Source organism: Bacillus inaquosorum (assembly GCF_023238325.1).
GTDB lineage: Bacteria > Bacillota > Bacilli > Bacillales > Bacillaceae > Bacillus > Bacillus inaquosorum.
The window spans coordinates 2,891,437-2,917,577 of the sequence record NZ_CP096592.1; the positions used below are offsets into that span (position 1 = coordinate 2,891,437).

26 protein-coding genes, 1 tRNA gene and 1 riboswitch are annotated in these 26,141 nt (G+C 45.5%); of the genes, 1 reads left to right on the top strand and 26 read right to left on the bottom strand.

Translation table 11 applies throughout. The features are described 5' to 3' along the window. Positions 1–22: 22 nt before the first annotated feature. From M1M80_RS14670 to sdhC, 12 genes are all read right to left on the bottom strand, one after another. Positions 23–96 (bottom strand) — tRNA-Arg (locus M1M80_RS14670). A gap of 130 nt (positions 97–226) precedes the next feature. Further along, a complete protein-coding gene (locus M1M80_RS14675; RefSeq protein WP_003237634.1) occupies positions 227–736 on the bottom strand; it encodes a metallophosphoesterase in 510 nt (169 codons plus the stop codon). A 16-nt stretch (positions 737–752) separates the two neighbouring features. Beyond that, positions 753–1,349 carry an XTP/dITP diphosphatase gene (locus M1M80_RS14680; RefSeq protein ID WP_080429044.1) on the bottom strand — a complete coding sequence of 199 codons (597 nt, stop codon included), beginning with the start codon at positions 1,347–1,349 and terminating at the stop codon, positions 753–755. 12 nt (positions 1,350–1,361) lie between these two features. After that, on the bottom strand, positions 1,362–2,099 hold the full coding sequence (rph, locus tag M1M80_RS14685) for a ribonuclease PH (RefSeq protein WP_019259098.1): 738 nt from the start codon (positions 2,097–2,099) through the stop codon (positions 1,362–1,364). Positions 2,100–2,210: 111 nt separating this feature from the next. After that, positions 2,211–3,311: a spore germination protein GerM gene (gene gerM, locus M1M80_RS14690; RefSeq protein WP_060399224.1), complete on the bottom strand. Its 1,101-nt coding sequence runs from the start codon at positions 3,309–3,311 to the stop codon at positions 2,211–2,213. 114 nt (positions 3,312–3,425) lie between these two features. After that, positions 3,426–4,244, bottom strand: a complete 819-nt coding sequence (gene racE / locus M1M80_RS14695; RefSeq protein ID WP_080429045.1) for a glutamate racemase — start codon at positions 4,242–4,244, stop codon at positions 3,426–3,428. 7 nt (positions 4,245–4,251) lie between these two features. After that, positions 4,252–4,692 carry a MarR family winged helix-turn-helix transcriptional regulator gene (locus M1M80_RS14700; protein ID WP_003237645.1) on the bottom strand — a complete coding sequence of 147 codons (441 nt, stop codon included), beginning with the start codon at positions 4,690–4,692 and terminating at the stop codon, positions 4,252–4,254. A gap of 249 nt (positions 4,693–4,941) precedes the next feature. Then, positions 4,942–5,166 (bottom strand): spore germination transcription factor GerE, encoded by a 225-nt coding sequence (gerE, locus tag M1M80_RS14705; protein WP_003184172.1) that lies wholly within the window; start codon positions 5,164–5,166, stop codon positions 4,942–4,944. Between the two features lie 115 nt (positions 5,167–5,281). After that, positions 5,282–5,725: an acyl-CoA thioesterase gene (locus M1M80_RS14710; RefSeq protein WP_003237647.1), complete on the bottom strand. Its 444-nt coding sequence runs from the start codon at positions 5,723–5,725 to the stop codon at positions 5,282–5,284. Between the two features lie 59 nt (positions 5,726–5,784). Continuing rightward, positions 5,785–6,546, bottom strand: a complete 762-nt coding sequence (gene sdhB, locus M1M80_RS14715; protein WP_003222517.1) for a succinate dehydrogenase iron-sulfur subunit — start codon at positions 6,544–6,546, stop codon at positions 5,785–5,787. Positions 6,547–6,548: 2 nt separating this feature from the next. Continuing rightward, positions 6,549–8,309 (bottom strand): succinate dehydrogenase flavoprotein subunit, encoded by a 1,761-nt coding sequence (sdhA, locus tag M1M80_RS14720; RefSeq protein ID WP_019259104.1) that lies wholly within the window; start codon positions 8,307–8,309, stop codon positions 6,549–6,551. Between the two features lie 33 nt (positions 8,310–8,342). Next, the gene (gene sdhC / locus M1M80_RS14725; RefSeq protein WP_003222512.1) at positions 8,343–8,951 is read right to left on the bottom strand and encodes a succinate dehydrogenase cytochrome B558; all 609 of its coding nucleotides are present in this window, start codon (positions 8,949–8,951) and stop codon (positions 8,343–8,345) included. Between the two features lie 291 nt (positions 8,952–9,242). Here sdhC and M1M80_RS14730 point away from each other — a divergent pair, with 291 nt between their 5' ends. Then, positions 9,243–9,689: a YslB family protein gene (locus M1M80_RS14730; protein WP_003237653.1), complete on the top strand. Its 447-nt coding sequence runs from the start codon at positions 9,243–9,245 to the stop codon at positions 9,687–9,689. 45 nt (positions 9,690–9,734) lie between these two features. Here the strand turns inward: M1M80_RS14730 and M1M80_RS14735 are convergent, their stop codons facing one another. The 14 genes from M1M80_RS14735 to zapA all read right to left on the bottom strand — a co-directional run bounded on the left by M1M80_RS14735 (position 9,735) and on the right by zapA (position 26,122). Then, complete coding sequence (locus tag M1M80_RS14735) at positions 9,735–10,964, bottom strand: aspartate kinase (protein WP_060399226.1); 1,230 nt, start codon at positions 10,962–10,964, stop codon at positions 9,735–9,737. A gap of 126 nt (positions 10,965–11,090) precedes the next feature. Continuing rightward, positions 11,091–11,270, bottom strand: a riboswitch (Lysine riboswitch). A 64-nt stretch (positions 11,271–11,334) separates the two neighbouring features. Further along, positions 11,335–13,107 (bottom strand): excinuclease ABC subunit UvrC, encoded by a 1,773-nt coding sequence (gene uvrC, locus M1M80_RS14740; protein ID WP_060399227.1) that lies wholly within the window; start codon positions 13,105–13,107, stop codon positions 11,335–11,337. 135 nt (positions 13,108–13,242) lie between these two features. Beyond that, on the bottom strand, positions 13,243–13,557 hold the full coding sequence (trxA, locus tag M1M80_RS14745) for a thioredoxin (RefSeq protein WP_003222500.1): 315 nt from the start codon (positions 13,555–13,557) through the stop codon (positions 13,243–13,245). 326 nt (positions 13,558–13,883) lie between these two features. After that, positions 13,884–15,371 (bottom strand): alpha-L-arabinofuranosidase AbfB, encoded by a 1,488-nt coding sequence (abfB, locus tag M1M80_RS14750; protein WP_060399228.1) that lies wholly within the window; start codon positions 15,369–15,371, stop codon positions 13,884–13,886. A 213-nt stretch (positions 15,372–15,584) separates the two neighbouring features. Beyond that, on the bottom strand, positions 15,585–16,562 hold the full coding sequence (etfA, locus tag M1M80_RS14755) for an electron transfer flavoprotein subunit alpha (protein WP_060399229.1): 978 nt from the start codon (positions 16,560–16,562) through the stop codon (positions 15,585–15,587). A gap of 35 nt (positions 16,563–16,597) precedes the next feature. Further along, entirely contained in the window at positions 16,598–17,371 is a 774-nt protein-coding gene (gene etfB, locus M1M80_RS14760; protein WP_060399230.1) for an electron transfer flavoprotein subunit beta, read from the bottom strand. Positions 17,372–17,385: 14 nt separating this feature from the next. Beyond that, a complete protein-coding gene (locus M1M80_RS14765) occupies positions 17,386–18,162 on the bottom strand; it encodes an enoyl-CoA hydratase (RefSeq protein ID WP_060399231.1) in 777 nt (258 codons plus the stop codon). Positions 18,163–18,176: 14 nt separating this feature from the next. Continuing rightward, complete coding sequence (gene fadR, locus M1M80_RS14770) at positions 18,177–18,761, bottom strand: fatty acid metabolism transcriptional regulator FadR (protein WP_003237670.1); 585 nt, start codon at positions 18,759–18,761, stop codon at positions 18,177–18,179. Positions 18,762–18,871: 110 nt separating this feature from the next. Beyond that, positions 18,872–20,554 (bottom strand): long-chain-fatty-acid--CoA ligase LcfA, encoded by a 1,683-nt coding sequence (gene lcfA / locus M1M80_RS14775; protein ID WP_060399232.1) that lies wholly within the window; start codon positions 20,552–20,554, stop codon positions 18,872–18,874. Positions 20,555–20,742: 188 nt separating this feature from the next. Then, complete coding sequence (locus tag M1M80_RS14780) at positions 20,743–21,147, bottom strand: DUF350 domain-containing protein (RefSeq protein WP_003237674.1); 405 nt, start codon at positions 21,145–21,147, stop codon at positions 20,743–20,745. Positions 21,148–21,161: 14 nt separating this feature from the next. Continuing rightward, on the bottom strand, positions 21,162–23,519 hold the full coding sequence (locus M1M80_RS14785; protein ID WP_060399233.1) for an endonuclease MutS2: 2,358 nt from the start codon (positions 23,517–23,519) through the stop codon (positions 21,162–21,164). Between the two features lie 20 nt (positions 23,520–23,539). After that, entirely contained in the window at positions 23,540–25,252 is a 1,713-nt protein-coding gene (polX, locus tag M1M80_RS14790) for a DNA polymerase/3'-5' exonuclease PolX (protein WP_060399234.1), read from the bottom strand. A gap of 72 nt (positions 25,253–25,324) precedes the next feature. Next, the gene (locus M1M80_RS14795; protein ID WP_003237680.1) at positions 25,325–25,858 is read right to left on the bottom strand and encodes a CvpA family protein; all 534 of its coding nucleotides are present in this window, start codon (positions 25,856–25,858) and stop codon (positions 25,325–25,327) included. A 6-nt stretch (positions 25,859–25,864) separates the two neighbouring features. After that, the gene (gene zapA / locus M1M80_RS14800; protein ID WP_003237682.1) at positions 25,865–26,122 is read right to left on the bottom strand and encodes a cell division protein ZapA; all 258 of its coding nucleotides are present in this window, start codon (positions 26,120–26,122) and stop codon (positions 25,865–25,867) included. Positions 26,123–26,141 lie beyond the last annotated feature (19 nt).

Genomic DNA, 26,141 nt, shown 5'->3' on the forward strand with positions numbered 1-26,141 from the left:
ATTTGAGGTTTTTCTTTTGGTACGTCCCAGGAGAGATTCGAACTCCCGACCGACGGCTTAGAAGGCCGTTGCTCTATCCAGCTGAGCTACTGGGACATGTTTTATTTTTTCGTTTTTCGCTTTAACTATCAGCGACAAGATTTATTATATATGGGATACAACAATAAGTCAACGGTTTTTTAGAATTTTTTTCATGAGGAAGAAAATTTTCTTCCTCATGACATTTTCATAGTGTGACTCGGTTTTGCAGATCCTCAATTTCATGGCCTGCTTGGTCGTAAAAACGCACGGTTGCGGCATCATTTTCTAATGTCAGTATAGCATAGCTTTCTGTCCTGCGCACCCTCGGAAGGCGGATGCTGCCAGGGTTAATCATCAGTTTTCCGCGCAGCACTTCGCTTCCCGCGATGTGCGAATGCCCGAAACAGATAATATCCGCCCCGAGCTCCTCTGCACGATAGTATACGTTTAACAAGGTTTGTTTTATACCATGAAGGTGGCCGTGCGTGACCAGTATTTTTTTTGAACCGGCAGTCAGAAGAAGCTCGTCCTTAAAATTGCCGGTGAAATCGCAATTGCCTTTTACAACCTCATAAGAATCCAATGCGGGATGCCCGGTTTCAAGCTCAGAGTCTCCGCAGTGAATCATGAGATCAACTTCTGCTTCATGTCGTTTCGCGATGGTTTGGAGTTCTTCTTCAAGGCCATGGCTGTCACTGATAATCAGTACGTTCATGTACAAAGCTTCCCCCTTATGCCTCCAAAAGCTTAGACAGCTTTTTAAGCGCGTCAGCCCTATGGCTGATTTTATTTTTTTCATCACTTGTCAGTTCAGCCATTGTCTTATCTTTATCCTTCACGATAAAGATCGGGTCATAGCCAAAGCCGTATTCCCCTCTCGGTTCTTCTGCAATATACCCTTCAACATGGCCTTCGACTGTTTTTGTTTCCTCTCCAGGGATACTCACAGCCAGCGCGCAGCGGAAACGGGCCGTGCGCTGTTCTTTTTCAATTCCTTTCAGCTCACTAAGCACTTTATCGATATTTGCCTGATCGTCTTTCTGTTCCCCTGCATAGCGGGCAGAATAAACGCCGGGTCTGCCTCCAAGATTATCGATGGACAGACCGGAGTCGTCCGCAATCACCATTTTGTTCACTGCTTTGGCAACAGCTTCTGCTTTCAGAATGGCATTTTCTTCAAACGTATGGCCTGTTTCCTCAATTTCTTCTGTGAATCCAATTTCAGCTAACGATTTGACATCATAACCTTTTGGCTCAAGGATTTCTTTAAATTCCTTTACTTTTCCCGGATTATGTGTCGCAATAATTGCTTCTTTCATGATGATCAAGCCTTTCTGTCTTTATTTCAGTTCTGGCAGAGAATCACCCAGCACTTCTTTTTGCTTGTCAATCAGCTCTTGAATGCCTTTTTCTGCAAGACCGAGAAGTCCGTTTAGATCTTCCCTTGAAAAAGTCGCCTCTTCCCCAGTTCCCTGCAGCTCCACAAAACGGCCGCTGCCTGTCATAATGACATTCATGTCAACTTCTGCGGAGGAATCTTCTTCATAGTTTAAATCTAACAAAATTCTCTGTTCCTTATCAATTCCGACAGAGATCGCGGCGAGAAAATCAGTGATCGGGTTTGCCTTGATTGTTCCCGCTTTGAGCAGCTTGGCAATCGCAATCGACATCGCAAGAAATGCGCCTGTAATGGAAGCGGTTCTTGTTCCGCCATCAGCCTGAATGACATCGCAGTCAATCCAAATCGTCCGTTCACCGAGCTTTTCTAAATCTACCACTGCCCGAAGCGCGCGGCCGATCAGGCGCTGAATTTCCATTGTTCTGCCGGAAATTTTCCCCTTTGAAGATTCTCTGATTGTTCTTTGGTTTGTTGCCCGCGGCAGCATGCTGTATTCAGCAGTAATCCAGCCTTTTCCCCCGCCCCGTAAAAACGGCGGCACGCGATCCTCAACAGATGCGTTGCAGATTACTTTTGTATTTCCCGCTGTTATTAGAACAGAACCTTCCGGATGGCTGATAAAATCCAAATCGAATGTGATTGGACGCAGCTCATCATGTTGTCTTCCGTCATGTCTCATGTTTTACCTCCGATTATATGTACATAAACCATTTTTGTCCCGGAAATTGAATAAAGAAAGAGGCAGCCGGAACGCTTACCTCTTTCTTTCTAGTATATCAAAAATCCCAATTTAAAAACTACCCGTATTCACTTGAGAAGGTCTGGAGACCGGTTCTGTGAGTTTTTCACCTTTTTCATTTACAAGCTCTGATTTCCCGTTTACTTTAACAGAGACACTTTTTACATCCGGCTGCTCCGTCAACGTCAGCACAATGCTGTTCAGCACTTCTGAAGAAATCATTTTCGTCTTTTCATCGGCGCTGCCGAATATAGATTGATTGAAATCTAACGTCACCCGTCCGTCTTTGATCTTCGGCTTGCTGATCAGCTTTACGTCTTCACTGAAGTCTGTTAACAGTCCGCTCACCTTGCTTGGGCCTTTAGCCAATTCATTGATAGCTGCTGTGATGTCGTCTTTTTCCGAATTGTCGATCCGTTTTGTCACCGGCACATAGTACTCACTGTCATCGTTTTCCGCCAAATAGTAGACTGTCAGCGGATGGGTAGCAGTGAGGTCATTTACACCGGCTGTTTCCAAATTAATGCCGTCCTTACGGCTTAAATCATCTGAGATCGGCGTCCCGCCTACAGGCATCTCCTTCAGTTCATGGCCGTTTATTCTCAGCTTCACTTTATCTATCGAACTGAATTGTGTAAGCGTCCACGTCACAGATTGAACAATTTTCTGTTCGTCTTCCTTCTTATAATTTTTAAATTCATTAGAGAAATCAGCTATTGCAGTCCCATCTTTTTTGATGTCAACGTTAACGGTTGTGTCAGCCGGCAATACGGCTCTGAAGCCATTCGGAAGAATTTCTGACACAGGTCCGCCCTGAACGAGGTATTCAAGCGCCTGTTTGGCCGTGCCTTCACTTTTCGGAAGGGGCAGCGTTTGCGCAACGACATACCCGTTTTTATCAATGAGATAAAGCTCCCTCATGACTGCAGATGAGGCTTGATCCGCTTTGGCGGTATCGCTTTTTTCACTTTCTGTTTTTTCGGCTGCTGTTGTATTTGAATCGGCCCCCGCTTCATCGTTCACGTATGTAACGTCTTGAGGCGGATCAATTTCCTCGGCTGCCTTATCAGATTGAAACAAACCGCATCCGGATAAAAGCAAGACAGAGGTGAGACAAGTGGCACCAATGACTGCAGGTCCTTTTTTCAGCATACTTTTCCCTCCTAAGGCTGTTTGTACTATTATGTATACGAGCCTCTTTAGGAAATAGACCGAAGAATTCCGGCAAAACAGAAAAAACCCGCAACATACCGTTGCGGGGGAAAACTATCTTCTAATCGGTTCTTGCAGTGAGATGCATTCCACATGACCCACCTCATGGCCAAACCAGTCGTCTGCGATTTTCGCAAACTGATCACGTGCTCCTGTTGTCAGGAACTGATGATCCGGGACAAACGGAGACTGGTTCAGCAGCCCTTTATATGAGAGAATTGTGCTGACTTCCCGGGCTGTTTCATCGCCGGATGATATAATGTTCACGTGCTCTCCCATATATCTCTGAATGGATTCTTTTAAAATAGGATAGTGGGTGCAGCCTAGAATCAGCGAATCAATCGATGTGTCTTTTAACGAATTCAGCGATGTTTTGACAATCTCGTCTGCTGTTTTGTCGAGAAACTTTCCGCTTTCCACAAAAGGCACAAGCAGCGGACAGGCAAGGTTCTCAACCTTCAGATCAGGATTTAATGCCAAAAGCGCCTCTTCGTACGCATTGCTCTTAATCGTATTCTCTGTGCCGATGACACCGATATGCTGGTTCTCCGTCACTTTTATCGCTGCTCTCGCACCCGGCTGGATCACTCCGACCACCGGTATACCGACGTTGCGCTGGATGTCCTCCAATGCGATCGCTGTTGCTGTGTTGCAGGCGATCACGAGCATTTTGATGTGGTGGTTTTCGAGTAAATAATTCGTCAGCTCCCACGTATATTGAAGCACTTCTTCTTCAGGACGCGGCCCGTATGGACACCGTTTCGTATCCCCGACGTAGATAATATTCTCTTTTGGTAGCTGTCTCATGATTTCCTTTGCAACGGTTAAACCGCCAACCCCGGAATCAATGACTCCTATTGGTTGCTCCAACAAAATCGCCTCATTTTCTCTTCATTTCATGCTGCAGTTTCATCAATGATTTTTCGAAGATGGCTATTTCTTCATCTGTAAACGTTTCGAACATATCACGCAGATATTCCTGCCTTTTTGTAATGACCTCTTGGATAATCCGTTCTCCTTCAGGCAGCAGATGTATCCGGACAACACGTCTGTCCGCCGGGTCCTTGACCCGCTCGACAAGCTGATTTTTTTGCATGCGGTCGATTAAATCCGTCGTTGTGCTGCATGCCAGATACATTTTGCCCGATAGTTCGCCGATTGTCATATCTCCTAATTCATAAAGCCATTGCAGGCCGACAAATTGCGGCGGCGTAATCGCATATTGGTTAAGGATTTCTCGTCCTTTTTGCTTAATGATCGCGGCAATGTGGCGGAGTGACTTTTCAATATCCGCAACATGCTCCAAAGGTTTTGATGTCATTTGTCCATCCCTCACTCAAGGATCTCTTACGCACAAAAGCGTTCCGTGTCTATTTTCCTTCTTTTTTGAAGAAAATGCAAGACTCGCGGAAGAGAAATAGAGGACATTTAGGCAAACAACATCAAATAAAAAAATTTGTTTTATGCCTCGCTATCCAAGTTTTGCATAGCATTCCAAATATGGTTTTGAACTTTCCAAACAAACAGCAATAACCGGCTCCTTCCTGAAAAGAAGGAATACCGGCAAGGATTAAAGCTCTAGCTCACCCATTCTAAGAAGCTCAACAACGGCTTGCGAACGCCCTTTCACACCCAATTTCTGCATGGCATTTGAAATATGGTTTCGAACGGTTTTCTCACTGATAAATAGCTCGCTTGCAATCTCCTTTGTTGTCTTATCTTGAACGAGCAATTCGAACACTTCTCTTTCTCTTTTCGTTAGCAGCGGCTTCGATTGAAATTCTTTCTCCTTCAAGTATTGTAACCCTCCTTGCTAAGGTGAGAGCGAATCAGAAACGAATGGGTTTTGATATAGTCGAGATATCATATGTAAGAAGGGCGCAGGAGGTGACGTTTACAAGAGAATTAGTTTATGGTGTATGGAGAAGCGTTTCTTTCTCCTCATTCGTCCAGCTGACAGCCTTGCCGCTTTCCTTTGAGACCTGGACCATCACAACCGCTCCGGTAAAGCAGGGCTCGCCATTGCGGTTCTCTCCGAGATAATGCAAGGTAAGGGATGAGCTGCCGACGGCACTTGTTTTCACATAGATGCGCAACTCTTCATAAGGCATGACTTGGCGCAGATAATCGCATTGCTGGCTTGCCACGACTGTCATGGTCTGTTTGTTTTCATTCATCATATTCAGCTTTTTAAAATAAGAAATCCGTGCCTCCTCAAAGTATATAAAAGGAGTTACATTATTCATATGCCCAAACATGTCCGTCTCGGAAAATCGCACGGATACTTCATAAAAAAAAGAAAAGGTTGTTTTCCATTCTTGAAACGGCATATCAATATAAGCGGGAAGCTTCATCTTTCCTCATCTCCTTATTGTTAAAAAAACCTCTCCCATGCGGAAGAGGTTTTTTCTTCTTATACTCTGTCGCTTCCGAAGAAATTGCGGAACGCTTGTAAGTTTGTATCTCTATTTAAGGCTGCAATCGAAGTAGTGAGCGGGATGCCTTTCGGGCAGGATTGAACACAGTTTTGCGAGTTGCCGCAATCTGCTAGGCCGCCTTCATCCATAAGTGCTTCTAACCGATCAGACTTATTCATGGCGCCTGTCGGATGTGCGTTAAACAGGCGGACTTGAGACATCGGTGCAGGCCCCATAAACTTCGATTTGCTGTTCACATTCGGGCAGGCTTCGAGGCAGACACCGCACGTCATGCACTTTGATAATTCATATGCCCATTGACGGCGTTTTTCCGGCATTCTCGGTCCCGGTCCTAAATCGTACGTACCGTCAATCGGTATCCACGCTTTTACTTTTTTCAATGAATCAAACATTCTGCTTCGGTCGACCTGCAAATCACGCACGACCGGGAATGTTTTCATTGGTTTTAAGCGGATCGGCTGCTCAAGCTGGTCGATAAGTGCCGTACAAGACTGGCGGGGTTTTCCGTTTATGACCATTGAACATGCGCCGCATACTTCTTCAAGACAGTTCATATCCCATGTGACAGGGGTTGTCTTTTCACCTTTCACGTTAACCGGATTCCGGCGGATTTCCATCAGAGCGGAAATGACGTTCAGGTTCGGGCGGTATGGAACTTCAAATTCTTCATCGTAAGGCGTGCTGTCGGCTGTATCTTGACGTGTGATAATAAATCGTATGGTTTTTTGTTCACTCATGATTATTTCGCCACCTTCTTCTTCGAGTAATCCCGTTTCCGAGGCGTTATCAGTGATACATCAACATCCTGATACTCAAATTCCGGCGCTTCATACGGGCTTACATGTTTAGCCATTGTTGTTTTGAGCCATTCATCATCATTACGTTCAGGATAATCCGGTTTATAATGGGCGCCCCGGCTTTCATTACGGTTGTATGCGCCAAGGGTAATCACCCTTGCAAGCTGAAGCATGTTCGAGAACTGGCGTGTGAACATTGCCCCTTGGTTGCTCCATTTTGTCGTGTCATTGATGTTAATCTTTTTAAACCGCTCCATTAATTCCTGAATTTTGTCATCCGTTTTCAATAGCTTGTCGTTATGGCGGACAACCGTGACATTCGCCGTCATCCACTCACCGAGTTCTTTGTGAAGAACATAGGCATTTTCGGTTCCGTCCATACTCATAATCTCAGACCATTTTTCTTCTTCTTTTTTGACGTGAGCGTCGAATAAAGAGGAAGACATGTCTTCTGCTGAAGATTCCAAACCGTTTACATATTTCACTGCATTCGGTCCGGCCACCATTCCTCCGTAAATCGCAGAAAGCAGGGAGTTTGCTCCCAAACGGTTGCCGCCGTGCATAGAGTAATCACATTCCCCAGCTGCAAACAGTCCCGGGATGTTTGTCATTTGATCGTAATCCACCCATAAACCGCCCATTGAATAATGGACTGCCGGGAAGATTTTCATCGGAAGCTTCCGCGGGTCGTCTCCCATGAATTTCTCATAAATCTCAATGATGCCGCCAAGCTTAATATCAAGCTCTTTCGGATCTTTATGAGACAGATCGAGATACACCATGTTTTCGCCGTTAATGCCAAGCTTCTGGTTGACACACACATCAAATATTTCGCGTGTCGCAATATCACGCGGCACCAGGTTTCCGTAAGCCGGATATTTTTCCTCTAGGAAATACCATGGTTTACCGTCTTTATATGTCCACACGCGTCCGCCTTCACCGCGCGCTGATTCACTCATCAGTCTTAGTTTGTCATCGCCCGGTATGGCTGTCGGGTGGATTTGAATGAATTCTCCGTTTGCATAGTACGCTCCCTGCTGATAAACGATCGACGCAGCAGAGCCTGTATTAATCATGGAGTTAGTTGATTTTCCAAAAATGATTCCCGGTCCGCCCGTCGCCATAATGACCGCGTCTGAACGGAAGGATTCAATTTGCATGTTTGTCAGGTTTTGCGCAACAATTCCGCGGCAGGTTCTGTCATCATCTAATACAGCGCCAAGGAATTCCCAGCCTTCGTATTTTGTGACCAGACCCGCAACTTCATATCTGCGCACTTGCTCGTCCAGTGCGTAAAGCAGCTGCTGCCCCGTCGTCGCACCCGCATAAGCTGTTCTGTGATGCTGTGTACCCCCGAATCGGCGGAAATCAAGCAGCCCTTCAGGCGTCCGGTTAAACATGACGCCCATCCGGTCTAATAAGTGGATGATAGAAGGCGCCGCTTCACACATCGCCTTGACCGGCGGCTGGTTGGCAAGAAAGTCTCCCCCGTATACAGTGTCATCAAAATGTTCCCACGGAGAGTCGCCTTCCCCTTTTGTATTGACCGCTCCGTTTATGCCGCCTTGGGCACAAACCGAATGAGAACGTTTGACAGGAACGATGGAAAACAGCTTAACCGCCATTCCTGATTCCGCTGCTTTAATTGTCGCCATGAGGCCGGCAAGACCCCCGCCGACTACGATAATGCTTGATTGACTCATGATAGCCCCTCTCCCTCTAGTAATCTAGTACTCTTATACAAATGCAAAAATCGCTTTTAAGCCTACGTATGACAGTGCAACAAAAATAATCAGCGTAACGTATGTCGAAATTCTTTGAGAACGAGGCGTTACCGTGATGCCCCATGTAACAGCGAAAGACCATAAACCGTTCGAGAAGTGGAAAATTGTTGATAAAACACCGACAATGTAAAAGCCAAGCATAGCCGGAGAGCTCAAAATATTCGCCATCATGTCGAAATTGACCTCAGCGCCCATTTGTGCTGCAATGCGGGTTTCCCACACGTGCCAGCTCACGAAAATGAGGGTGATGATACCGGTTACACGCTGCAGGACGAAGAGCCAGTTTCTCATATAGCTGTATTGGCCTGCGTTATTTTTTGCAGTAAACGCTATGTACACACCATAAACTGCATGATAAATTAATGGTAAGAAGATAATAAAAATTTCCAAGGCATACCTGAAAGGCAGACTATCCATAAAATGAGCAGCACTATTGAATGCTTCAGCGCCCCTTGCGGCAAACTGGTTGACGACTAAATGCTGAATGAGAAAGATGCCGACCGGTATGACGCCAAGCAAGGAATGCAATCTTCGAAAATAAAACTCTCTGTTCCCAGACATTACTTTACCCCCTGTTTGATAAGTGCGAAATGTGCTAAATCTCTTCCCCCACTTCTTTCAATTGTAAGCACTTTATTAAGATTTATTGACAATTTCATTTTACTCCTCCCTCAAAAGGGCGTCAAGAAAACGCGTACATAAATTATAATTTTCCGAATTGAATAGTTGATTTAAAAATTTTATTTTATCAATATATATTTCTGCTTAATTTTTCATTAGAATTACAGGATCATTCTGTAATCCTCCCCCCTGTTTGGGCTATAATATACGAAGGAGAGAGGGGAGACAGATATGAAGTCTAAATTTGAAGCATCTATTGACAATCTAAAAGAATTTGAAATGAACGCCTATGCCTACGAACTAATACGAGAGATCGTTCTCCCAGATATGCTTGGCCAAGATTACTCTTCCATGATGTATTGGGCAGGGAAGCATCTCGCCCGTAAGTTTCCTCTTGAATCATGGGAGGAATTTCCGGCCTTCTTTGAAGAAGCGGGCTGGGGAACCCTCACCAACGTAAGCGCTAAAAAACAAGAGCTTGAATTTGAACTTGAAGGGCCGATCATTTCCAACCGGCTTAAACATCAGAAAGAACCATGCTTTCAGCTGGAAGCTGGTTTTATTGCTGAACAAATTCAATTGATGAATGACCAAATTGCCGAATCATATGAACAAGTGAAAAAGAGAGCCGATAAAGTGGTTCTGACTGTGAAATGGGATATGAAAGACCCAGTGTAATCAAAAAAGGCGGTGACTGCATAGTCCCGCCTTTTTTGATTGTCATTACACAGCTGAAGGGTGTTTTGAAAGCTCAAATGCATCGTGCAGCGCTTCGACTGCTTTCACCATGTCATTTTCGCTTACGACTGTTGATACTTTGATTTCAGATGTGCTGACCATTTTGATTAAAATGTTTTTTTCCGCCAGTACAGCAAACATTTCAGCGGCTACACCAGGGTTTGAGACCATGCCGGATCCGACAATGGATACTTTAGCCAATTTGCTTTCTGTCTCGATTTTCTCAAATTCAAGCGCGTCTTTATACTCTTCAAGCACCGCAACGGTTTGGTCTGTGTCTTCTGTTTTGACAGAGAAGGAAATTCCGGTCTGATTGTCTCCGGCCTGCGTTTGGATAATGATATCGACGTTAATGTTTCTTTTGGCAAGTGTTGTAAAAATAGTAGACAAAGTTGTCAGGCCGCCAGTCAGCCCGTAAATGGTTACCCTTGTGATTTGATCTTCAAACGCAATGCCTCTGACAATTAAATTTTGCTCCATGGATGATTCCTCCTCAATTAATGTTCCAGCTTCTGTTTCTGTACTTGAACGCACTTCTAACGGCACTTGGTAATTTTTCGCGAATTCAACGGCTCTCGGATGAAGAACGCCGGCGCCTAAATTAGCAAGCTCAAGCATTTCATCGTATGAGATGCCTGCAAGCTTTCTCGCAGATTTCACATAGCGCGGATCGGTAGTAAACACTCCGGGCACGTCCGTGTAAATGTCACATTTATCCGCTTTTAATGCGGCAGCCAAAGCGACTGCTGTTGTGTCTGACCCGCCACGGCCCAATGTCGTGATTTCACAGTCCTCTGTCATGCCTTGGAATCCTGCGACAATGACAATCTTTCCTTGCTCGAGCTGGTCTCCTAAAACCGAAGTGTCGATATCTGTAATTCTGGCGTTTCCGTGAACGGCTTCCGTGCGGATTCGCGCCTGCCAGCCAGTATAAGACACAGCGTCATAGCCTTTTTCCTGCAGCGCCATAGAAAGCAGGGAAATTGTAACCTGCTCGCCTGTCGCCAGCAGCATATCCATTTCGCGTTTGCTCGGCTGGTCAGTAATTGCTTTTGCAAGGCTGACCAATTCGTCAGTGGATTTCCCCATAGCTGAAACGACAACAACGACTTGATGGCCCTTCTGTTTTTCTGCAATCGCGCGGTTTGCCGCATTTTGAATTTTTTCAACTGAGCCGACGGAAGTACCTCCGAATTTTTGTACGATAAGACCCATGTATTACCACCCTTTACATTTTGGTTCGTGCGGGTGAGGAGAAAGAGCGCTTTGTCCACAATAAAAAAAGCAATGAGAGGAATTGCTCTCATTGCTTATCAATTAATCATCATGAATGATTATGAACAACGAGATAGCCCTCCAAGAAAATGATTTCTTGACAGCCTTACATTTATTCAATGCACGGCCAGCAAATAATACCGATGGGGTTTTATTTGCTTCGGCGACGCTCCCCTTTCAGCCTTTTTCACAGAATCCATCTTTCTCCAAAGGCTTACTCTTGAAGTTCGCACCTCTATCTTCACCATATAACACGATCTTACTATGAAATTAGTTCACATTTTATCAGATCTTTTTTAAAAGGACAACATTATTTTTGCAGTTTATCGTAAAGCAGCTGAGCCGCCGCTGCGGGAACACCCGCTTTTTTGATGTCCTCAAGGCTTGCTTCCTTTATTTTTTTTACGGAACCGAAATGCTTTAACAGCATTTTCTTTCTTTTCTCTCCGATACCCGGGATGTCGTCCAAGACGGATTGAAACGCGCTTTTTCCGCGGATTTGTCTGTGAAAACTGATCGCAAACCGGTGCACCTCGTCTTGAATGCGCTGCAGGAGGTAAAATTCCTGGCTGTTCCGTTCCAGATACACCGCCTCCAGCGGATCCCCGATTAGTAAATTTGAAGTTCTGTGTTTTTCGTCTTTGGCTAAACCGGCGATCGGGATATCCAAGCCGAGTTCGTTTTCAATGACATCCCTTGCAGCGTTGATCTGCCCTTTTCCTCCGTCAATGATGATCAGATCAGGCAGCGGCAGGTTTTCGCGAAGCACTCTCGTATAGCGCCTTCTGACAACCTCTCTCATAGAACCGTAATCATCCGGCCCTGTAACGGTTTTGATTTTATATTTGCGGTATTCTTTTTTGTTCGGTTTGCCGTCGATAAACACGATCATCGCGGAAACCGGGTTTGTCCCCTGTATGTTTGAGTTATCAAACGCTTCGATTCTGTGAGGCGTATAAATATTCAATGCTTCTCCGAGTTTCTGCACAGCCCCGATTGAGCGCTCCTCGTCCCGTTCGATTAAGGAGAATTTTTCTTTCAGCGCGATTTTCGCATTTTTATGAGCCAGCATGAGCAGTTCTTTTTTCGGGCCCTTCTTCGGCTGGTGGACGTTTGTTTCCAGTAGCTGCTCAATCATAGATTGATCTACGCTGTCCGGAACTAAAATTTCCTTCGGAAGGAAGTGGTTGTTTTTCGAATAGAACTGTCCGATGAACGTAAGAAACTCATCATCTGCTTCCTGATAGAGCGGGAACATGCTGACATCGCGTTCAATGAGCTTTCCTTGGCGGATGAAAAAGACCTGTACGCACATCCAGCCCTTATCATATGCGTACGCGAATACGTCACGGTCGACTAGATCGTTCATCGCCATTTTTTGTTTTTCCATCGTTGATTCGATATGAGCGATTTGGTCACGAAGCTCTTTTGCCCGTTCAAACTCAAGATTCTCGGCAGCTTCATGCATTTTCTCTTCAAGCTCTTTTTTGACCTCATTATAGCCGCCCTTTAAGAAACGGGTAATGCTCTCAACCAGCTCTCTATTCGTCTCTTCGGAAATGTCCTTTACGCACGGAGCGAGACATTGACCCAGATGATAGTATAGACATACTCTGTCCGGCAGCTTGGAGCATTTTCTGAGAGGATACAGACGGTCGAGCAGTTTTTTAGTTTCCCTTGCGGCCTGCACGTTCGGGTACGGCCCGAAATAGCGCCCTTTGTCTTTTTTGACATTGCGGGTGACGATCAGCCTTGGGTGGCGTTCATGGGTGATTTTTATGAAAGGATAGGTTTTGTCGTCTTTGAGCATGACGTTGTATTTCGGATCATGCTTTTTGATTAGATTCATTTCTAAAATAAGCGCTTCAAGATTGGAGGACGTCACGATATATTCAAAATCCTCGATTTCCGTCACAAGCCTTTGTGTTTTCGCATCGTGAGAACCGGTGAAATAGGAGCGCACTCTGTTTTTCAGCACTTTTGCTTTTCCTACGTAGATCACAGTCTGCTGCCGGTCCTTCATGAGATAACATCCGGGCTGATCGGGAAGGAGGGCGAGTTTTTCTTTCAGTTGTTTGTTCATATGTTACCCTTCCTTATGTTTAATCCTTTGTTTCCAGTTTAACACGAACGTTTGTTTTTCTCTATGATTCACGATTGGCGAATAAAAAAAGCGATCCCTCAATCGGAATCGCTCTGGCATGTAAGCAGCCGAAAATTAAAGATGTTTGTTGACAAGCTCTTGAAGCGCTTCTTTTGGTTTGAAGCCGACAGAAGTTTCAACTACTTCTCCGTCTTTTAACACAAGAAGTGTCGGGATGCTCATAACGCCGTATTTTCCGGCTGTTTCTTGGTTTTCATCCACATCGATTTTTACGATCTTCAGTTTGTCTCCCATTTCTTGATCCAGTTCTTCAAGAACAGGTGCAATCATTTTGCAAGGTCCGCACCAAGGAGCCCAGAAGTCTGCCAGTACGACGCCTTCGCTTGTTTCAGCTGAAAAAGATTGATCAGTTGCTTTTACGATAGCCATTATTGAATTCCTCCAATTGTGAAATGATGATTTTTAGTATAGCATCTCCCATTCGTTCACGCTATTTTAATGCTTGCAAATTATTTTTTCCTGATCACAATCGGTTTACTCATTTTTATCTGGATTGAATGGGATATGTCACTTTTCATTAAAACACGAATCTGATAATGGCCCCGATCACTACAATAGCCCCGATAATCATTAAAATGGTACGAAGCATAGGATAACATCTCCTCTTCACTGTCATGTACTTTACCATGCCCTGCCGGAGCTGTTTTAAAACATGAAAGAGAGCGCCGGCATGAAGCTCCGGCGCTCTCGCTCGATTAAGAATCAGCACGCAGTGTGAGTAAGACGACTGACATTGGCGGCAGTTTTGCTTTCAGTTTGTTTTTGTTAAGCGTATATCGGCTGAAAGACTCCGGTTTGACGTGATGAGGATCGTCAAACGTGTTATGCGCATTCATTTTTTCTGCCGTGAGAATGACTCCGGAATGGTCCGCTGTCTTGTGAAGGCCTCTCAGCTCAATCTCAGCCTCCGCTTTGTTTTGGTGGTCGATGTTGCAGATCGTGATATTGATATCGCCTTCTGCATGTTTCGATGCTGAAATACTGATTTGCGGCAGCGTTTCACCCTTCCATTCATAGTCAGCAGACGTTGTTTCAGTCTCTAAAAGAGAAGCGTCCTGGTGTACCTTAAACATATCAAATACATGGTACGTCGGTGTCAAAAGCATGCGTTCTCCCTCAGTCAAAATCATCGCTTGAAGAACGTTTACCGTTTGGGCGATGTTGGTCATTTGCACCCGGCGGCAATGCTGATGGAAAATGTGGAAATGAGAAGCCGCCACCAGTGCATCACGAATGGTGTTTTGCTGATAAAGGAAACCAGGGTTCGTGCCTGGCTCAGGATCAAACCACGTGCCCCATTCGTCTATGATCAGCCCGACCCGCTGCTCTGGATCGTACCGGTCCATAATCGTTCCGTGTTTTTGAATCAATTCATCAATGTATTTGGCTTTTTTCATTGTAATAAACCATTCATCCTCCGTGAATTCTGTGGCTGATCCTTTGCCCTTCCAGAAATCACCCGGAATCGTATAATAATGAAGGCTCAATCCGTCCATCAGGCCAGCAGCTTTTTTCATGAGCACGTCTGTCCAATTAAAATCATCTACATTTGCGCCGCCTGCAATTTTATATATTTCATTGCCGCTGTAATTGCGGACATAGGTTTGAAAACGCCGGTACAGATCGGCATAGTATTCAGGATGCATGTTGCCGCCGCAGCCCCAGTTCTCATTGCCCACGCCGAAATATTTCAGCTTCCAGGGCTCCTCTCTTCCATTTTGTTTTCTCCAGTCTGACATCGGCGTGCCGGCTTCAAACGTCATATACTCGATCCATTCCGCCATTTCCTGAACGGTTCCGCTTCCGACATTGCCGCAAATATAAGGCTCGCATTCAAGCAGCTCGCAAAGCATCATAAATTCATGCGTTCCGAATTCATTTGATTCAATTGTTCCGCCCCAGTGAGTGTTAAGCATCGTCTTACGGTCACCGACACCGTTTGCCCAATGGTATTCGTCCGCAAAGCACCCGCCCGGCCACCTGAGGACAGGGATATGAAGCTGCTTGAGCGCTTCCAGCACATCCTTTCGAATTCCGTTTATGTTGGGAATGCTTGACTCCGTTCCGACCCAAATCCCCTCATAAATCCCTCTTCCTAGATGCTCCGCAAAATGACCGTATATATTTTTGTTAATAGTTCCTTTTACAATATCCGTCTGGATCACTGCTTGATGTTCAGACATGCTTGATCATTCCTTTCATACGAATATGAAAAGCACCACAGTCAAATATGTGATCTGTCTTTTGCCTGAGGAGTCAGCATGAATGTAAGCGCTTTTAAAGTAACCATATTATATATGTTCGTACATGTCAATGACATTTTTTCTAAACTTTATATTTGTACGTATGTATTTGAAAATGTAAAAACCCCGAACTTCAGCAGTCCGGGGTTTTCTTTACGAGTGTATGTTTAATTGTTTGAATTCCTCAGTTAATAACGGGACGACTTCAAATAAATCGCCTACAATGCCGTAATCCGCTATTTTAAAAATATCTGCTTCGGGATCTTTATTGATGGCGACAATCACCTTGCTGTTTGACATGCCGGCCAAATGCTGGATGGCGCCGGAAATGCCGCAGGCAATATACAAATCCGGGGTAACGACTTTTCCGGTCTGTCCGATTTGGAGAGCGTAATCGCAATAATCAGCGTCGCATGCCCCGCGAGATGCCCCGACTGCGGCCCCCAGCACATCTGCAAGCTCCTGCAGCGGCTGAAATCCTTCCTTGCTTTTGACTCCGCGGCCGCCCGCAACAATAATTTTTGCTTCGGAGAGATCAACGCCGTCCGCTGTTTTTTTCACGACTTCTTGGATAACGGTGCGGAGGTCTGTAAGAGAAACATCAATGCTATCGATACTCCCCGACCTGCTGGCGTCTTTTTCTGCAGCTTGAATGTTATTGGGGCGAATCGTTGCAAAAATCAGCGGATCGGTTGAAATGACGCGTTCAAATGCTTTCCCCGAGTAAATTGGCCTTGTAAATACGATATTTTCTCCGGTAACGCTTACATCTGTAGCATCAGAAATTAAGCCTGTTTGCAGCCGGGCGGCAAGCTTCGGTGAAAGGTCCTTTCCCATTGCCGTGTGCCCGCATATAACGGAATCGGGCTTTTCTTGGTCAATAATGGCCCTCATGACCTGGCTGTATCCATCTGCCGTATATGCTTTCAGCTTCGGATCCTCGGCTGTGAGAACTTTATCGGCTCCGTAATGGATAAGCTCCTGTGCAACGCTTTGTACATTTTCTCCAATCAGAACACCGATGACTTCTCCATCGCCTGAAATGGTTCTTCCTGCAGCTATTGCTTCAAAGGTGACATTCCGCAATTCTCCGTCGCGAATTTCTCCGAGTACGATCACTTTTTTTCCCATTCTAACATCCCCCTGTTTCTTTGAATGTCCAAGCTTTAAATGACTTTAGCTTCGCTGCGGAGCAATGAGACGAGCTCTTTTGCCTGTTCGGCAGGCTCACCTTGGAGAAGCTTCCCGGCTTCTTTTTTCGGCGGCAGAAAACGTTCGATCGTTTTCATCTTTGGTTCAGCATCCTCTTCGTCAAGATCAAGATCATCAAGTTCAAGCTCTTCAAGCGGTTTTTTCTTGGCCTTCATAATTCCCGGAAGCGATGGATAGCGCGGTTCGTTTAAGCCCTGCTGAGCTGTGACAAGCAATGGGAGTGTCGTTTTGATTTTTTCAACATCCCCTTCGACGTCCCTTTCTGCTTCCGCATCAGTGCCGTTGATTTCGAGTTTGGTGATCGTTGTGATGCACGGAATGTCCAGAAGCTCGGCAAGCCGCGGCGCCACTTGTCCTGATCCTCCGTCAATGGCAACATTTCCGCCGAGAATCAAATCAAACTCCTGATCCTTCATATAGTGGTATAAAACTTGAGAAATGGAATATTGGTCGGGTTCTTCAAGATCATCTTCTATGTTGATTAAAACGGCTTGGTCACATCCCATGGCAAGCGCCGTACGCAATTCCTTCTCCGCATCTTCACCGCCGACAGTGACGGCGGTGATCGTGCCGCCGTGCTTTTCCTTCAGCTGGATGGCTTCTTCTATTGCGTACTCGTCGTATGGATTAATGATCCATTCCGCTCCGTCATCCTGAATTTTTCCTGCTTCAATGACGATTTTTTCTTCTGTGTCAAACGTCCGTTTCATCAGTACAAATAGATTCATGATCATATCCCCTTTTATTCGCCTTTGAACTGAGGCTTTCTTTTTTCGAGAAATGCCTGGATGCCTTCTTTGGCGTCCTCTGACTCAAATGCTTCTCCAAACCGCTTCGCTTCAAGCTTTAAGCTGCCTTCATAGGAATACACCTTGTTTGAGTAAAGAAGCTCAAGCAGTGATGCCAGCGTTTGCGGGCTTTTTTCTGCAAACTTAGCGGCAAGTGCTTTTGCTTTTTCAAGCACTTCTGCTTCATCCTTTGCTCCAATTGACACAAGCCCGAGATCAAGCGCTTCTTTTCCGGATATCGGTTCTCCAGATCCGATGAGCTCAAGCGCTTTGGCTGTACCGATATATCTTGGTAGACGCTGTGTCCCCGCAAAACCCGGTATAATACCGAGGTTAAGCTCCGGGAGCCCCAGTTTGGCATCTTCTGCCGCAATTCTGATATGACAAGCCATCGCAAGCTCCAGCCCTCCGCCAAGAGCAGCACCGTGAATCGCTGCGATAATCGGTTTCGGGAAGCCTTCAATTCTTTCCATCAGCTGCTGGCCGCGCTCAGCCAGCAGTGAGGAATCCTCATTGCCTTTAAGTGATGTAAATTCTTTAATATCAGCGCCGGCTGAGAAAAATCTTCCCTCACCGTGAATGATAATGCTTCGTACGCCTGCATCTGTCTCACATTGATCAAGACAGGAGGACAGCTCTTCTAATATCCGGCTGGAAAGCGCATTTGCCGGCGGATGTTGAATCGTCAAAACTGCCACAAATTGATCAACTGCCAGTGATATTGCATTCATAGGACAGAACCCCTTTACTTATTGTGAATTCCGGACACCAACAATTCTAAAACGCTGTCTGACAAGGCAGCGAGATCGTACTTTTGGTCATTCATAACCCAAGTTGTCACAGTTTCGTCAATCGTTCCAAAAATCATCTGCCGGGCGAGGCGGACATCGAGGCCCTCTTTTAATTCGCCTGATTGTATGCCTTCGGTCAAGATGCCATCTAAAATATTTAAGTAGCCTTTTAATATTTCATTGATTTTCTGGCGCAGCTCCAAGTTTGACTGGCGGAGCTCAAGCTGAGTGACAATCGCGAGATTATGGTCATCGGCTAAAAGGGAAAAATGCTTTGAAATCACAAGCGCCAGTTTCTCTTTCGCTGTTGTCTTTTCTTTTATGTCCTCTTCCATCCGCTCAATAAATTGGCCCATTTTTTCTTTGAAAAGAGAAATTAAAATGTCTTCTTTGTTTTTGAAATAGAGATAGATGGTGCCGTCCGCTACTCCGGCTTGTTTGGCAATTTTAGATACCTGTGACTGGTGGTAGCCGTTTTCCGCAATGACTTCTACTGCTGCATCAATAATCTGCATATACTTTGGCCGTTTTTGCTTCAATGTTCATCGTTCCTTCCTATAGAAATGAATGACTATTCATTCATAATTTCATGATAAAAAGGATTTTCGGCTTTGTCAAGTTTATTCACAGGTGTTCTCTTTTTCTTCTGTTATTTGATGTGATGATTTTCAACTTCTTCTTCGAGTAAACGCCTTCTTAAAATTTTCCCGACCGCTGTTTTCGGTAGCTCTTTTCTGAACTCATAGGCTTTCGGCACCTTGTAAGGAGCGAGGCGGGATCTGGCAAAAGCGTCCAGTTCTTCTGCATCGGCTTTTGCATCTTTCTTTAACACGACAAATGCTTTTACTGTTTCTCCCCTGTAGGAATCGGGCACACCTGCAACCACAATTTCCTGGATGGCTTCATGTTCATAAAGCACCTCTTCGACTTCACGCGGGTAAATATTATAACCGCCGGCGATAATGATGTCCTTCTTCCTGTCGGCAATATAGAAAAAGCCCTCTTCATCCATATAGCCCATGTCTCCGGTGAACAGCCAGCCGTCTCTTAGTACAGCGGCGGTTTCCTCCGGTTTGTTCCAATATCCTTTCATGACTTGCGGACCTTTTACAATGATTTCTCCATGCTCATATGGAGCGGCAAACTCACCCGTTTCCTCAGAATAGATCACTGCGTCAGTACCCGGCCAAGGACAGCCGATACTGCCCGGCTTGTTTTTCCCCCAGATAAAATTAGCGTGCGTCACTGGTGATGCCTCAGACAAACCATAACCTTCCACAAGCTTTCCGCCAGTCACCTTTTCAAATTTCTGCTTTACCTCAACAGGCAGTGCGGCTGATCCGCTAAGACAGCTTTTAATGGATGACAGATCATAATGCTGCAGTTCGGGGTGATGCAAAAGGCCGATGTAAATCGTCGGTGCGCCTGGAAAGAGCGTCGGTTTTTGTTTGTCGATGATTTTAAGCGTTTCGAGCGGGTCGAACTTAGGAAGAAGAATCATTTCAAAGCCTTGCTTAATCGAATAATTCATCACTGCCGTCAGCCCGTAGACGTGAAAAAACGGGACGATGCCAAGCACTTTTTCAGCGCCTTCCTTCACATCGTACATCCAAGCGGCGCACATTTCGGTATTGGCCAAAATATTCCGGTGCGTGAGCATGACCCCTTTTGGAGCCCCCGTTGTTCCTCCGGTATACTGGAGAACAGCGATATCATGTTCAGGATCGATCTTCGGGATTGTCAGAAGCTCCATTTTTTCCTGCTTCATGCTGGAGGCGAACGTGTGAATGTTAGCTGTTTTGTCAAAGTCGATATGCACTTTTTGTTTTTGCGTCAGCGGGTAAAGAATATTCTTCGGAAAAGGCAAATAGTCTTTTACGCTGGTTATCAAAATCTGGTCGACTATTGATAACGTTTTCATTTTTATTGCCTTCGGGAAAAGCAAATCTAAGGTGATGATTACACTTACCTGAGCATCTCTAAGCTGGTATTCAAGCTCATGCTCGGTATAAAGCGGATTCGTCTGCACCACGATGCCGCCGGCAAATAAGACACCGTAATAAGAAATGACTGATTGCGGGCAATTAGGCAGCATGACAGCTACTCTGTCTCCTTTTTGCAGGCCATTGTTCTGCAAAAAGGCTGCGAGTTTAAGAGCATCCGTCAGAATGTCATGAAAGGTGAGTTTTTTTCCAAAGAAAGATACGGCAGTTTTGTCAGGGAATCGTGCGGCGGAGTCTGTCAGGATGGATTGCAGGGTTTTGTTCGGCAATGGAAGCTCGTGCGGGATATCGTCGGGATACTCGGCAAGCCACGGCTTTTGAGACTGCATAAAACCTCCCCTTTCGGTTTTAGAGTTCCACCCTATCATTATAGCAGATGGACGGCAAAAAAAAGAAAAAGAAAGGTAAATCTTTCTTTTTCTCATGATACGAACAGATATATAAGACCAATTACCAAAAAGATTCCCGCCGCGGCGAGCAGTACTTTTGCAAGCTTTTCCATCTATTCTCCGTCCCCTTATATTCCGGCTGCCACCACAAATGAAAGCCCGACAGAAATGACAAATGAAATAAAGCCGACAGCCCGGTTATCATTCTCGATTTCCTGATCAATTTTAAACCGCGGAGTCAAAAACTCAAAAATAAAGTAACTGATCAGAAGCATAACAAACCCGTAAACGCCCCAGCCGATCATTTGCAGCAGAGAATTGTGCTGGGAGATGGAATGCTGAAACACGTTTGCGATTCCTAAAATTTTTCCGCCGGTCGCCATTGCCACCGCAAGATTTCCTTTTTGAATCTCTTCCCAGTTTTTATAAGCCGTCACCAGCTCAAACACAGTCAAAAAGAGGACGAGGCAGAGAACCGCGACACTGTAATATGCCGCGATTTCCACAAGCTCGTTTTCCCAAAAATCACTCATGGCCATACTCCCTTTTATTTTAGTTCAACAACCGTAACGCCTGATCCTCCCTCACCTGCTTCACCGAAACGGGAGCTTCTAACGCTGCGATGGTTTTTCAGGAGATCCTGCACGCCTTTTCTTAAAGCGCCGGTTCCTTTTCCGTGGATGATTGACACTCTTGGATATCCGGCTAATACTGCATCATCCAAGTATTTTTCAACACGGCTGAGGGCATTTTCATAGCGTTCGCCGCGAAGGTCAAGTTCAAGCGATACGTGGTAGTCCTTCCCTTTGACCGCCGTAATGATTTTTTCTTTTTTTGGTTCTGGAGCTGATTTGATAAACTCCAGGTCTTTTTCTTTTACTTTCATTTTTAAAATTCCGATTTGAACATTCCATTCATTGCCGCCGGTTTTTTCAAGCAGTGTTCCTTTTTGCCCGAAGGTGAGGACTTTCACCTCATCACCAGGCTTGAAGTCGCGTTTTTGCGTTTTCGGTTTTTCTGGTTTTTTGGACTTTTCAAAAGTAGGAACTGCGCCTTCTAACCGTTTCTTCGCGTTGATCAGCTCGTGATCCTTGAAGGATTTGTGTTCTTCTTTTATTGAGCGCAATTCATGAATAATATCTTCGGCTTCTTTCGTTGCCGCTTTTACTTTTTCAGCCGCTTGCTGTTCAGCCTCTTCGAGCATTTTGTCTTTTTTGCTGTTGAGCTCGATAATTTGCTGCTGCAGCTCTTTATGCAGCTTTTCTGCTTCTTTTCTGATTGATTCCGTCTCAGAAAGTTCTTCTTCCGCGCGTTTTTTGCTTTGTTCGAGCGACGCAATCATCGTGTCGACTTCGTTATGCTCGGCCGTCATTTCTGATTTGGCCTGCCCGATAATATGGTCCGGGAGTCCGAGGCGTTTTGAAATTTCGAAGGCGTTGCTTCGTCCCGGCACACCAATTAAAAGTTTATAGGTTGGTGACAGTGTTTCAATGTCAAATTCGACGCTGGCATTCATGACGCCTTCTCTGTTATAGCCGTATGCCTTTAATTCCGGGTAATGCGTCGTGGCTAACACTCTAGCATTGGTGCGATGCACGTCATCCAAGATGCTCATGGCGAGGGCCGCCCCTTCCTGCGGGTCTGTCCCTGCGCCCAGTTCATCGAAAAGCACAAGACTGTTTTCATTGACATGTTCTAAAATGCCGACAATGTTCACCATATGGGATGAGAACGTACTTAAGCTTTGCTCAATCGATTGTTCATCGCCGATATCAGCAAACACATGCTCAAATACGGCGGCTTCTGACCCTTCATCTGCCGGAATATGAAGTCCGGATTGCGCCATCAAGGTTAACAGGCCTAACGTTTTAAGGGTGACTGTTTTCCCCCCGGTGTTTGGCCCTGTAATGACAATGGTTGAAAAATCGCCGCCAAGCTCGATGTCATTAGCAACCACTTGATCAGGCGGAAGCAATGGGTGGCGTGCCTTTTTCAAACGGACAAAGCCGTTGTCGTTCACGATCGGTTTTGTCGCTTTGACCGCTTTTGCATATCTTGCTTTTGCAAAAATAAAGTCAAGCGTCTGTAGCACTTGCAAATCTTGAAAGAGCTCTTCTGTGTGCTCCGCCGTATGCTCTGTGAGCACGCGCAAAATCCGTTCAATTTCTTGCTTTTCTTTCACTTTCGCCTGCTGAAGCGAGTTGTTCATATCTACGATCGCCTGCGGTTCAATGAACAGTGTCGCGCCTGAGGAAGAGGTATCATGCACAATTCCTCCGTAGCTTGATCTGTACTCTTGTTTGACCGGGATCACAAAACGGTCATTCCGAATCGTAACGATCGTATCAGACAGCATTTTTGAAGCGGAGGAGGAGCGCAGCATGGACTCTAACCGGTCTCTGATTCTCGATTCGAGTGTTTTGAGCTGTGTGCGGATTCCTCTTAATGTTCCTGATGCATGATCAAGCACTTCTCCGTGATCATCAATGCAGGAATTAATGTCCCGTTCTAAATCGGAAAGCGTGATAAGCTGTTCAGCATGCTGATGGATCAGCGGAATGTCGACGCCGTCTTCAGCCATTTGGCTGATAAAATGTTTCATTTGTTTAACTGCGTAAAGCAGACCTGAGATCTCAGTGAATTCTGAAGGACTGAGAACACTGCCGATTTCCGCCCGTCTTAACGCTCCTCTAATATCAGTAAGGCCGCCAAATGGCGCCTGCCCTCTCAGCCGGATAATGGCGGAAGCTTCATCTACTTCATCAAGCTGTTTTTTGATTTCGTCTATAGAAGCAGAAGGCTTAAGCTCGAGAAGCATTTCTTTTCCGAGCGATGAAGCGGCGTGCTCAATAACCTGTTCTTTCACTTTATGAAATTCAAGAGCTGATAATACTTTTTGCTGCACGATTGTGTGAGCCTCCTTACTTAATCGTTGCGCTTCAGGAATGCCTCTACGTCTTTAAGCGACCGGGCATTCAGAACGTTTTTCGTTTCCGTCCATCCTTTGCGCGCGGCAGTAACGCCGGTTTTCATATCGTCTAACATCTCAATATTATGGGCATCGGTATTAATGACCAATGTGACCCCTTGTTCGTTTGCTTTGATTAAATGTTCTGTGCGCAAATCGAGGCGCGCAGGGTTGGCGTTGAGTTCAAGCGCCGTATTTGTTTTCTTCGCAAGCTCAATCAGCTTATCAATATCGATTTCGTAACCGGCCCGTCTGCCGATCAGGCGTCCGGTCGGGTGTGCGATAATGTCAACATGCTTGTTGGTCAGTGCCGTCTCAAGCCGTTTCATAATGACGTGTTCCGGCTGATTAAAGCTGGAATGAATCGATGCAATAACGATGTCCATTTCGGCCAGCACGTCGTCATCATAATCAAGCGTACCGTCAGGCAGAATATCCATCTCGACGCCTTTCAAGATCCGGAAATTCTCGAACTCAGCATTCAGTGCGTCAATTTCTTTTGCCTGCTGCTTGAGCCTTTCTGCAGTCAGCCCGTTGGCAACCTTTAAATATTGCGAGTGATCGGTGATCGCCATATATTGATAGCCTTTTTCCATGCATGCTTCAGCCATCTCTCTGATAGAAAACGCCCCATCGCTCCACGTTGAGTGCATGTGGAGATCTCCCTTGATTTGCTCGGGCTCTATCAATTCAATGCTGTTGCTGTAGGTTTCCACTTCTTGCCCGCTTTCACGGAGCTCCGGCGGAATCAGCGGCAGGCCGAAGTGCGCATAAAATTCACGTTCACTCGGAAATGTTTTGATATCTCCGGTTTCAACTGTCTCGACGCCGTATTCACTGATCCGCTCGCCGCGTTCTTTCGCGATTTGGCGCATCTTAATGTTGTGATCCTTTGATCCCGTAAAATGATGGAGTGTTGTCGGAAACTGCTCTTCCGTGACAAGACGGAAATCAACGCTTGTTTCATATTCAAAGGAAAGGATAACGGACACCTTCGTATCTCCGCTCGCGATCACGCTTTTGATGTTTGGCAGTGCAAGCAGTTGCTCTCTTACTTCAGCAGGGCGATCTGTGGCAATGATATAATCCAGATCCTTCACCGTTTCCCGCGCTCTGCGGAGACTTCCGGCACGGGAAAATTTGATGATATCCGTAAATTGAGAAAGATGCTCTTCAATGTCCCTGGCGATCCGGAGGGCGTAGCCGATCGGGAACCGTTCAGGCTGTTTTCCGGCTTCCCCGAGCGCCTGTAATATTTTTTCTTCTGATTTTTTGCCAAAACCCGCAAGACCTTGTACCTTTTGCTGCTCACAGGCTTCCTTCAGAGATTCTGCATCATGTACGCCGAGCTCTTTATACAGCTTTGCGATTTTTTTGCCGCCGAGGCCCGGCAGCTTCAATAAAGGCACGAGTCCTTCCGGCACTTCTTTCTGCAGCGATTCGAGTGTACTTGACTTTCCTTCATCTATATACTCTTTAATGACGCTGTACGTTCCTTTTCCAATGCCGGACAGCGACATCATATCGTCCATTTCTGATAAACTGCGGTCATCCTGTTCTAGGGCTGCCGCTGCTTTTCGGAAGGCGGATACTTTAAACGGGTTGTCCCCTTTGAGTTCCATGTAGACTGCAATGGTTTCAAGCAGCCGGATAATATCTTTTTTATGCATACAATAACCCCCAGACGTTCACATATGTTTCCATCATACTTGAAAAAAACTTCTCCGGACAAGAGAAGTTTTTTATGCCCCGTACTGTGTCCACAGCTCTTGTAGGAGCCCTGACAAATACGGTGTATGGTTAATGATCACATTTGCGAGAGACGATTGCCCCATCATTTGCTGCAAAGCATCTACCGGAAGCACGGATGCAACATACAGCAGCACAAATGTAAATAAATAGACTTCAAGAAAACCGAGAACGGCGCCCAGCACCTGGTTGATTTGTTTAATCACCGGAATGCCGGCTACAATACTCAAGAATGAGCCTATGATTCTCAGTAAGATTTTAGCGATAATAAATAAAACGATAAACGCAATCGCATTATAGTAGGCTGCTTCCAAATTTCCCGTGAAAAAAGAAAGAGCCGGCTGTCCCGCTGAAAAATCGGGTGCGGGAATCCACTTTAAATGCGGCGCCACATTTTTATAGAATAAAGCCGCAAAGGCGATCGATAAAATAAAGCTCGTCAAGCGGATAAACTGCAGAATAAAACCGCGTTTTAATCCCAGTAAAGTCCCCATCAGGAGCAAGATTAAGATGATGATATCTAGCATAGTTGTTCAATCCTTTTCTTTAAGCTGACGCTCCAGTTTCTCATATTTCTCTTGTAATTTGACATAATCGTGCACCACATTTACCGCTGTCAGCACTGCAAGTTTATTTATATCAAGGTATGGATTTTTTTCATTGATTTCTCTCATTTTATCATCAACAATTCCGGCGACATACCTCATATGGGCTTTGCTTTCTTCACCGACAATCGTGAAGTGCTGGCCGTAAATGTCAACGGTTGTTTTTGTTTTTTTGCCGTCAGACAACGTTTCTCCTCCATTCCGC

Bases quoted from the DNA above. Each gene is read 5' to 3' on its own strand.
- M1M80_RS14675 (WP_003237634.1), bottom strand. From the start codon at position 736: ATGAACGTACTGATTATCAGTGACAGCCATGGCCTTGAAGAAGAACTC.
- rph (WP_019259098.1), bottom strand. From the start codon at position 2,099: ATGAGACATGACGGAAGACAACATGATGAGCTGCGTCCAATCACATTC.
- gerM (WP_060399224.1), bottom strand. From the start codon at position 3,311: ATGCTGAAAAAAGGACCTGCAGTCATTGGTGCCACTTGTCTCACCTCT.
- M1M80_RS14700 (WP_003237645.1), bottom strand. From the start codon at position 4,692: ATGACATCAAAACCTTTGGAGCATGTTGCGGATATTGAAAAGTCACTC.
- M1M80_RS14710 (WP_003237647.1), bottom strand. From the start codon at position 5,725: ATGAAGCTTCCCGCTTATATTGATATGCCGTTTCAAGAATGGAAAACA.
- sdhB (WP_003222517.1), bottom strand. From the start codon at position 6,546: ATGAGTGAACAAAAAACCATACGATTTATTATCACACGTCAAGATACA.
- sdhA (WP_019259104.1), bottom strand. From the start codon at position 8,309: ATGAGTCAATCAAGCATTATCGTAGTCGGCGGGGGTCTTGCCGGCCTC.
- sdhC (WP_003222512.1), bottom strand. From the start codon at position 8,951: ATGTCTGGGAACAGAGAGTTTTATTTTCGAAGATTGCATTCCTTGCTT.
- M1M80_RS14730 (WP_003237653.1), top strand. From the start codon at position 9,243: ATGAAGTCTAAATTTGAAGCATCTATTGACAATCTAAAAGAATTTGAA.
- M1M80_RS14735 (WP_060399226.1), bottom strand. From the start codon at position 10,964: ATGGGTCTTATCGTACAAAAATTCGGAGGTACTTCCGTCGGCTCAGTT.
- uvrC (WP_060399227.1), bottom strand. From the start codon at position 13,107: ATGAACAAACAACTGAAAGAAAAACTCGCCCTCCTTCCCGATCAGCCC.
- trxA (WP_003222500.1), bottom strand. From the start codon at position 13,557: ATGGCTATCGTAAAAGCAACTGATCAATCTTTTTCAGCTGAAACAAGC.
- abfB (WP_060399228.1), bottom strand. From the start codon at position 15,371: ATGTCTGAACATCAAGCAGTGATCCAGACGGATATTGTAAAAGGAACT.
- etfA (WP_060399229.1), bottom strand. From the start codon at position 16,562: ATGGGAAAAAAAGTGATCGTACTCGGAGAAATTCGCGACGGAGAATTG.
- etfB (WP_060399230.1), bottom strand. From the start codon at position 17,371: ATGAATCTATTTGTACTGATGAAACGGACGTTTGACACAGAAGAAAAA.
- M1M80_RS14765 (WP_060399231.1), bottom strand. From the start codon at position 18,162: ATGAATGCAATATCACTGGCAGTTGATCAATTTGTGGCAGTTTTGACG.
- lcfA (WP_060399232.1), bottom strand. From the start codon at position 20,554: ATGCAGTCTCAAAAGCCGTGGCTTGCCGAGTATCCCGACGATATCCCG.
- M1M80_RS14780 (WP_003237674.1), bottom strand. From the start codon at position 21,147: ATGAGTGATTTTTGGGAAAACGAGCTTGTGGAAATCGCGGCATATTAC.
- polX (WP_060399234.1), bottom strand. From the start codon at position 25,252: ATGCATAAAAAAGATATTATCCGGCTGCTTGAAACCATTGCAGTCTAC.
- M1M80_RS14795 (WP_003237680.1), bottom strand. From the start codon at position 25,858: ATGCTAGATATCATCATCTTAATCTTGCTCCTGATGGGGACTTTACTG.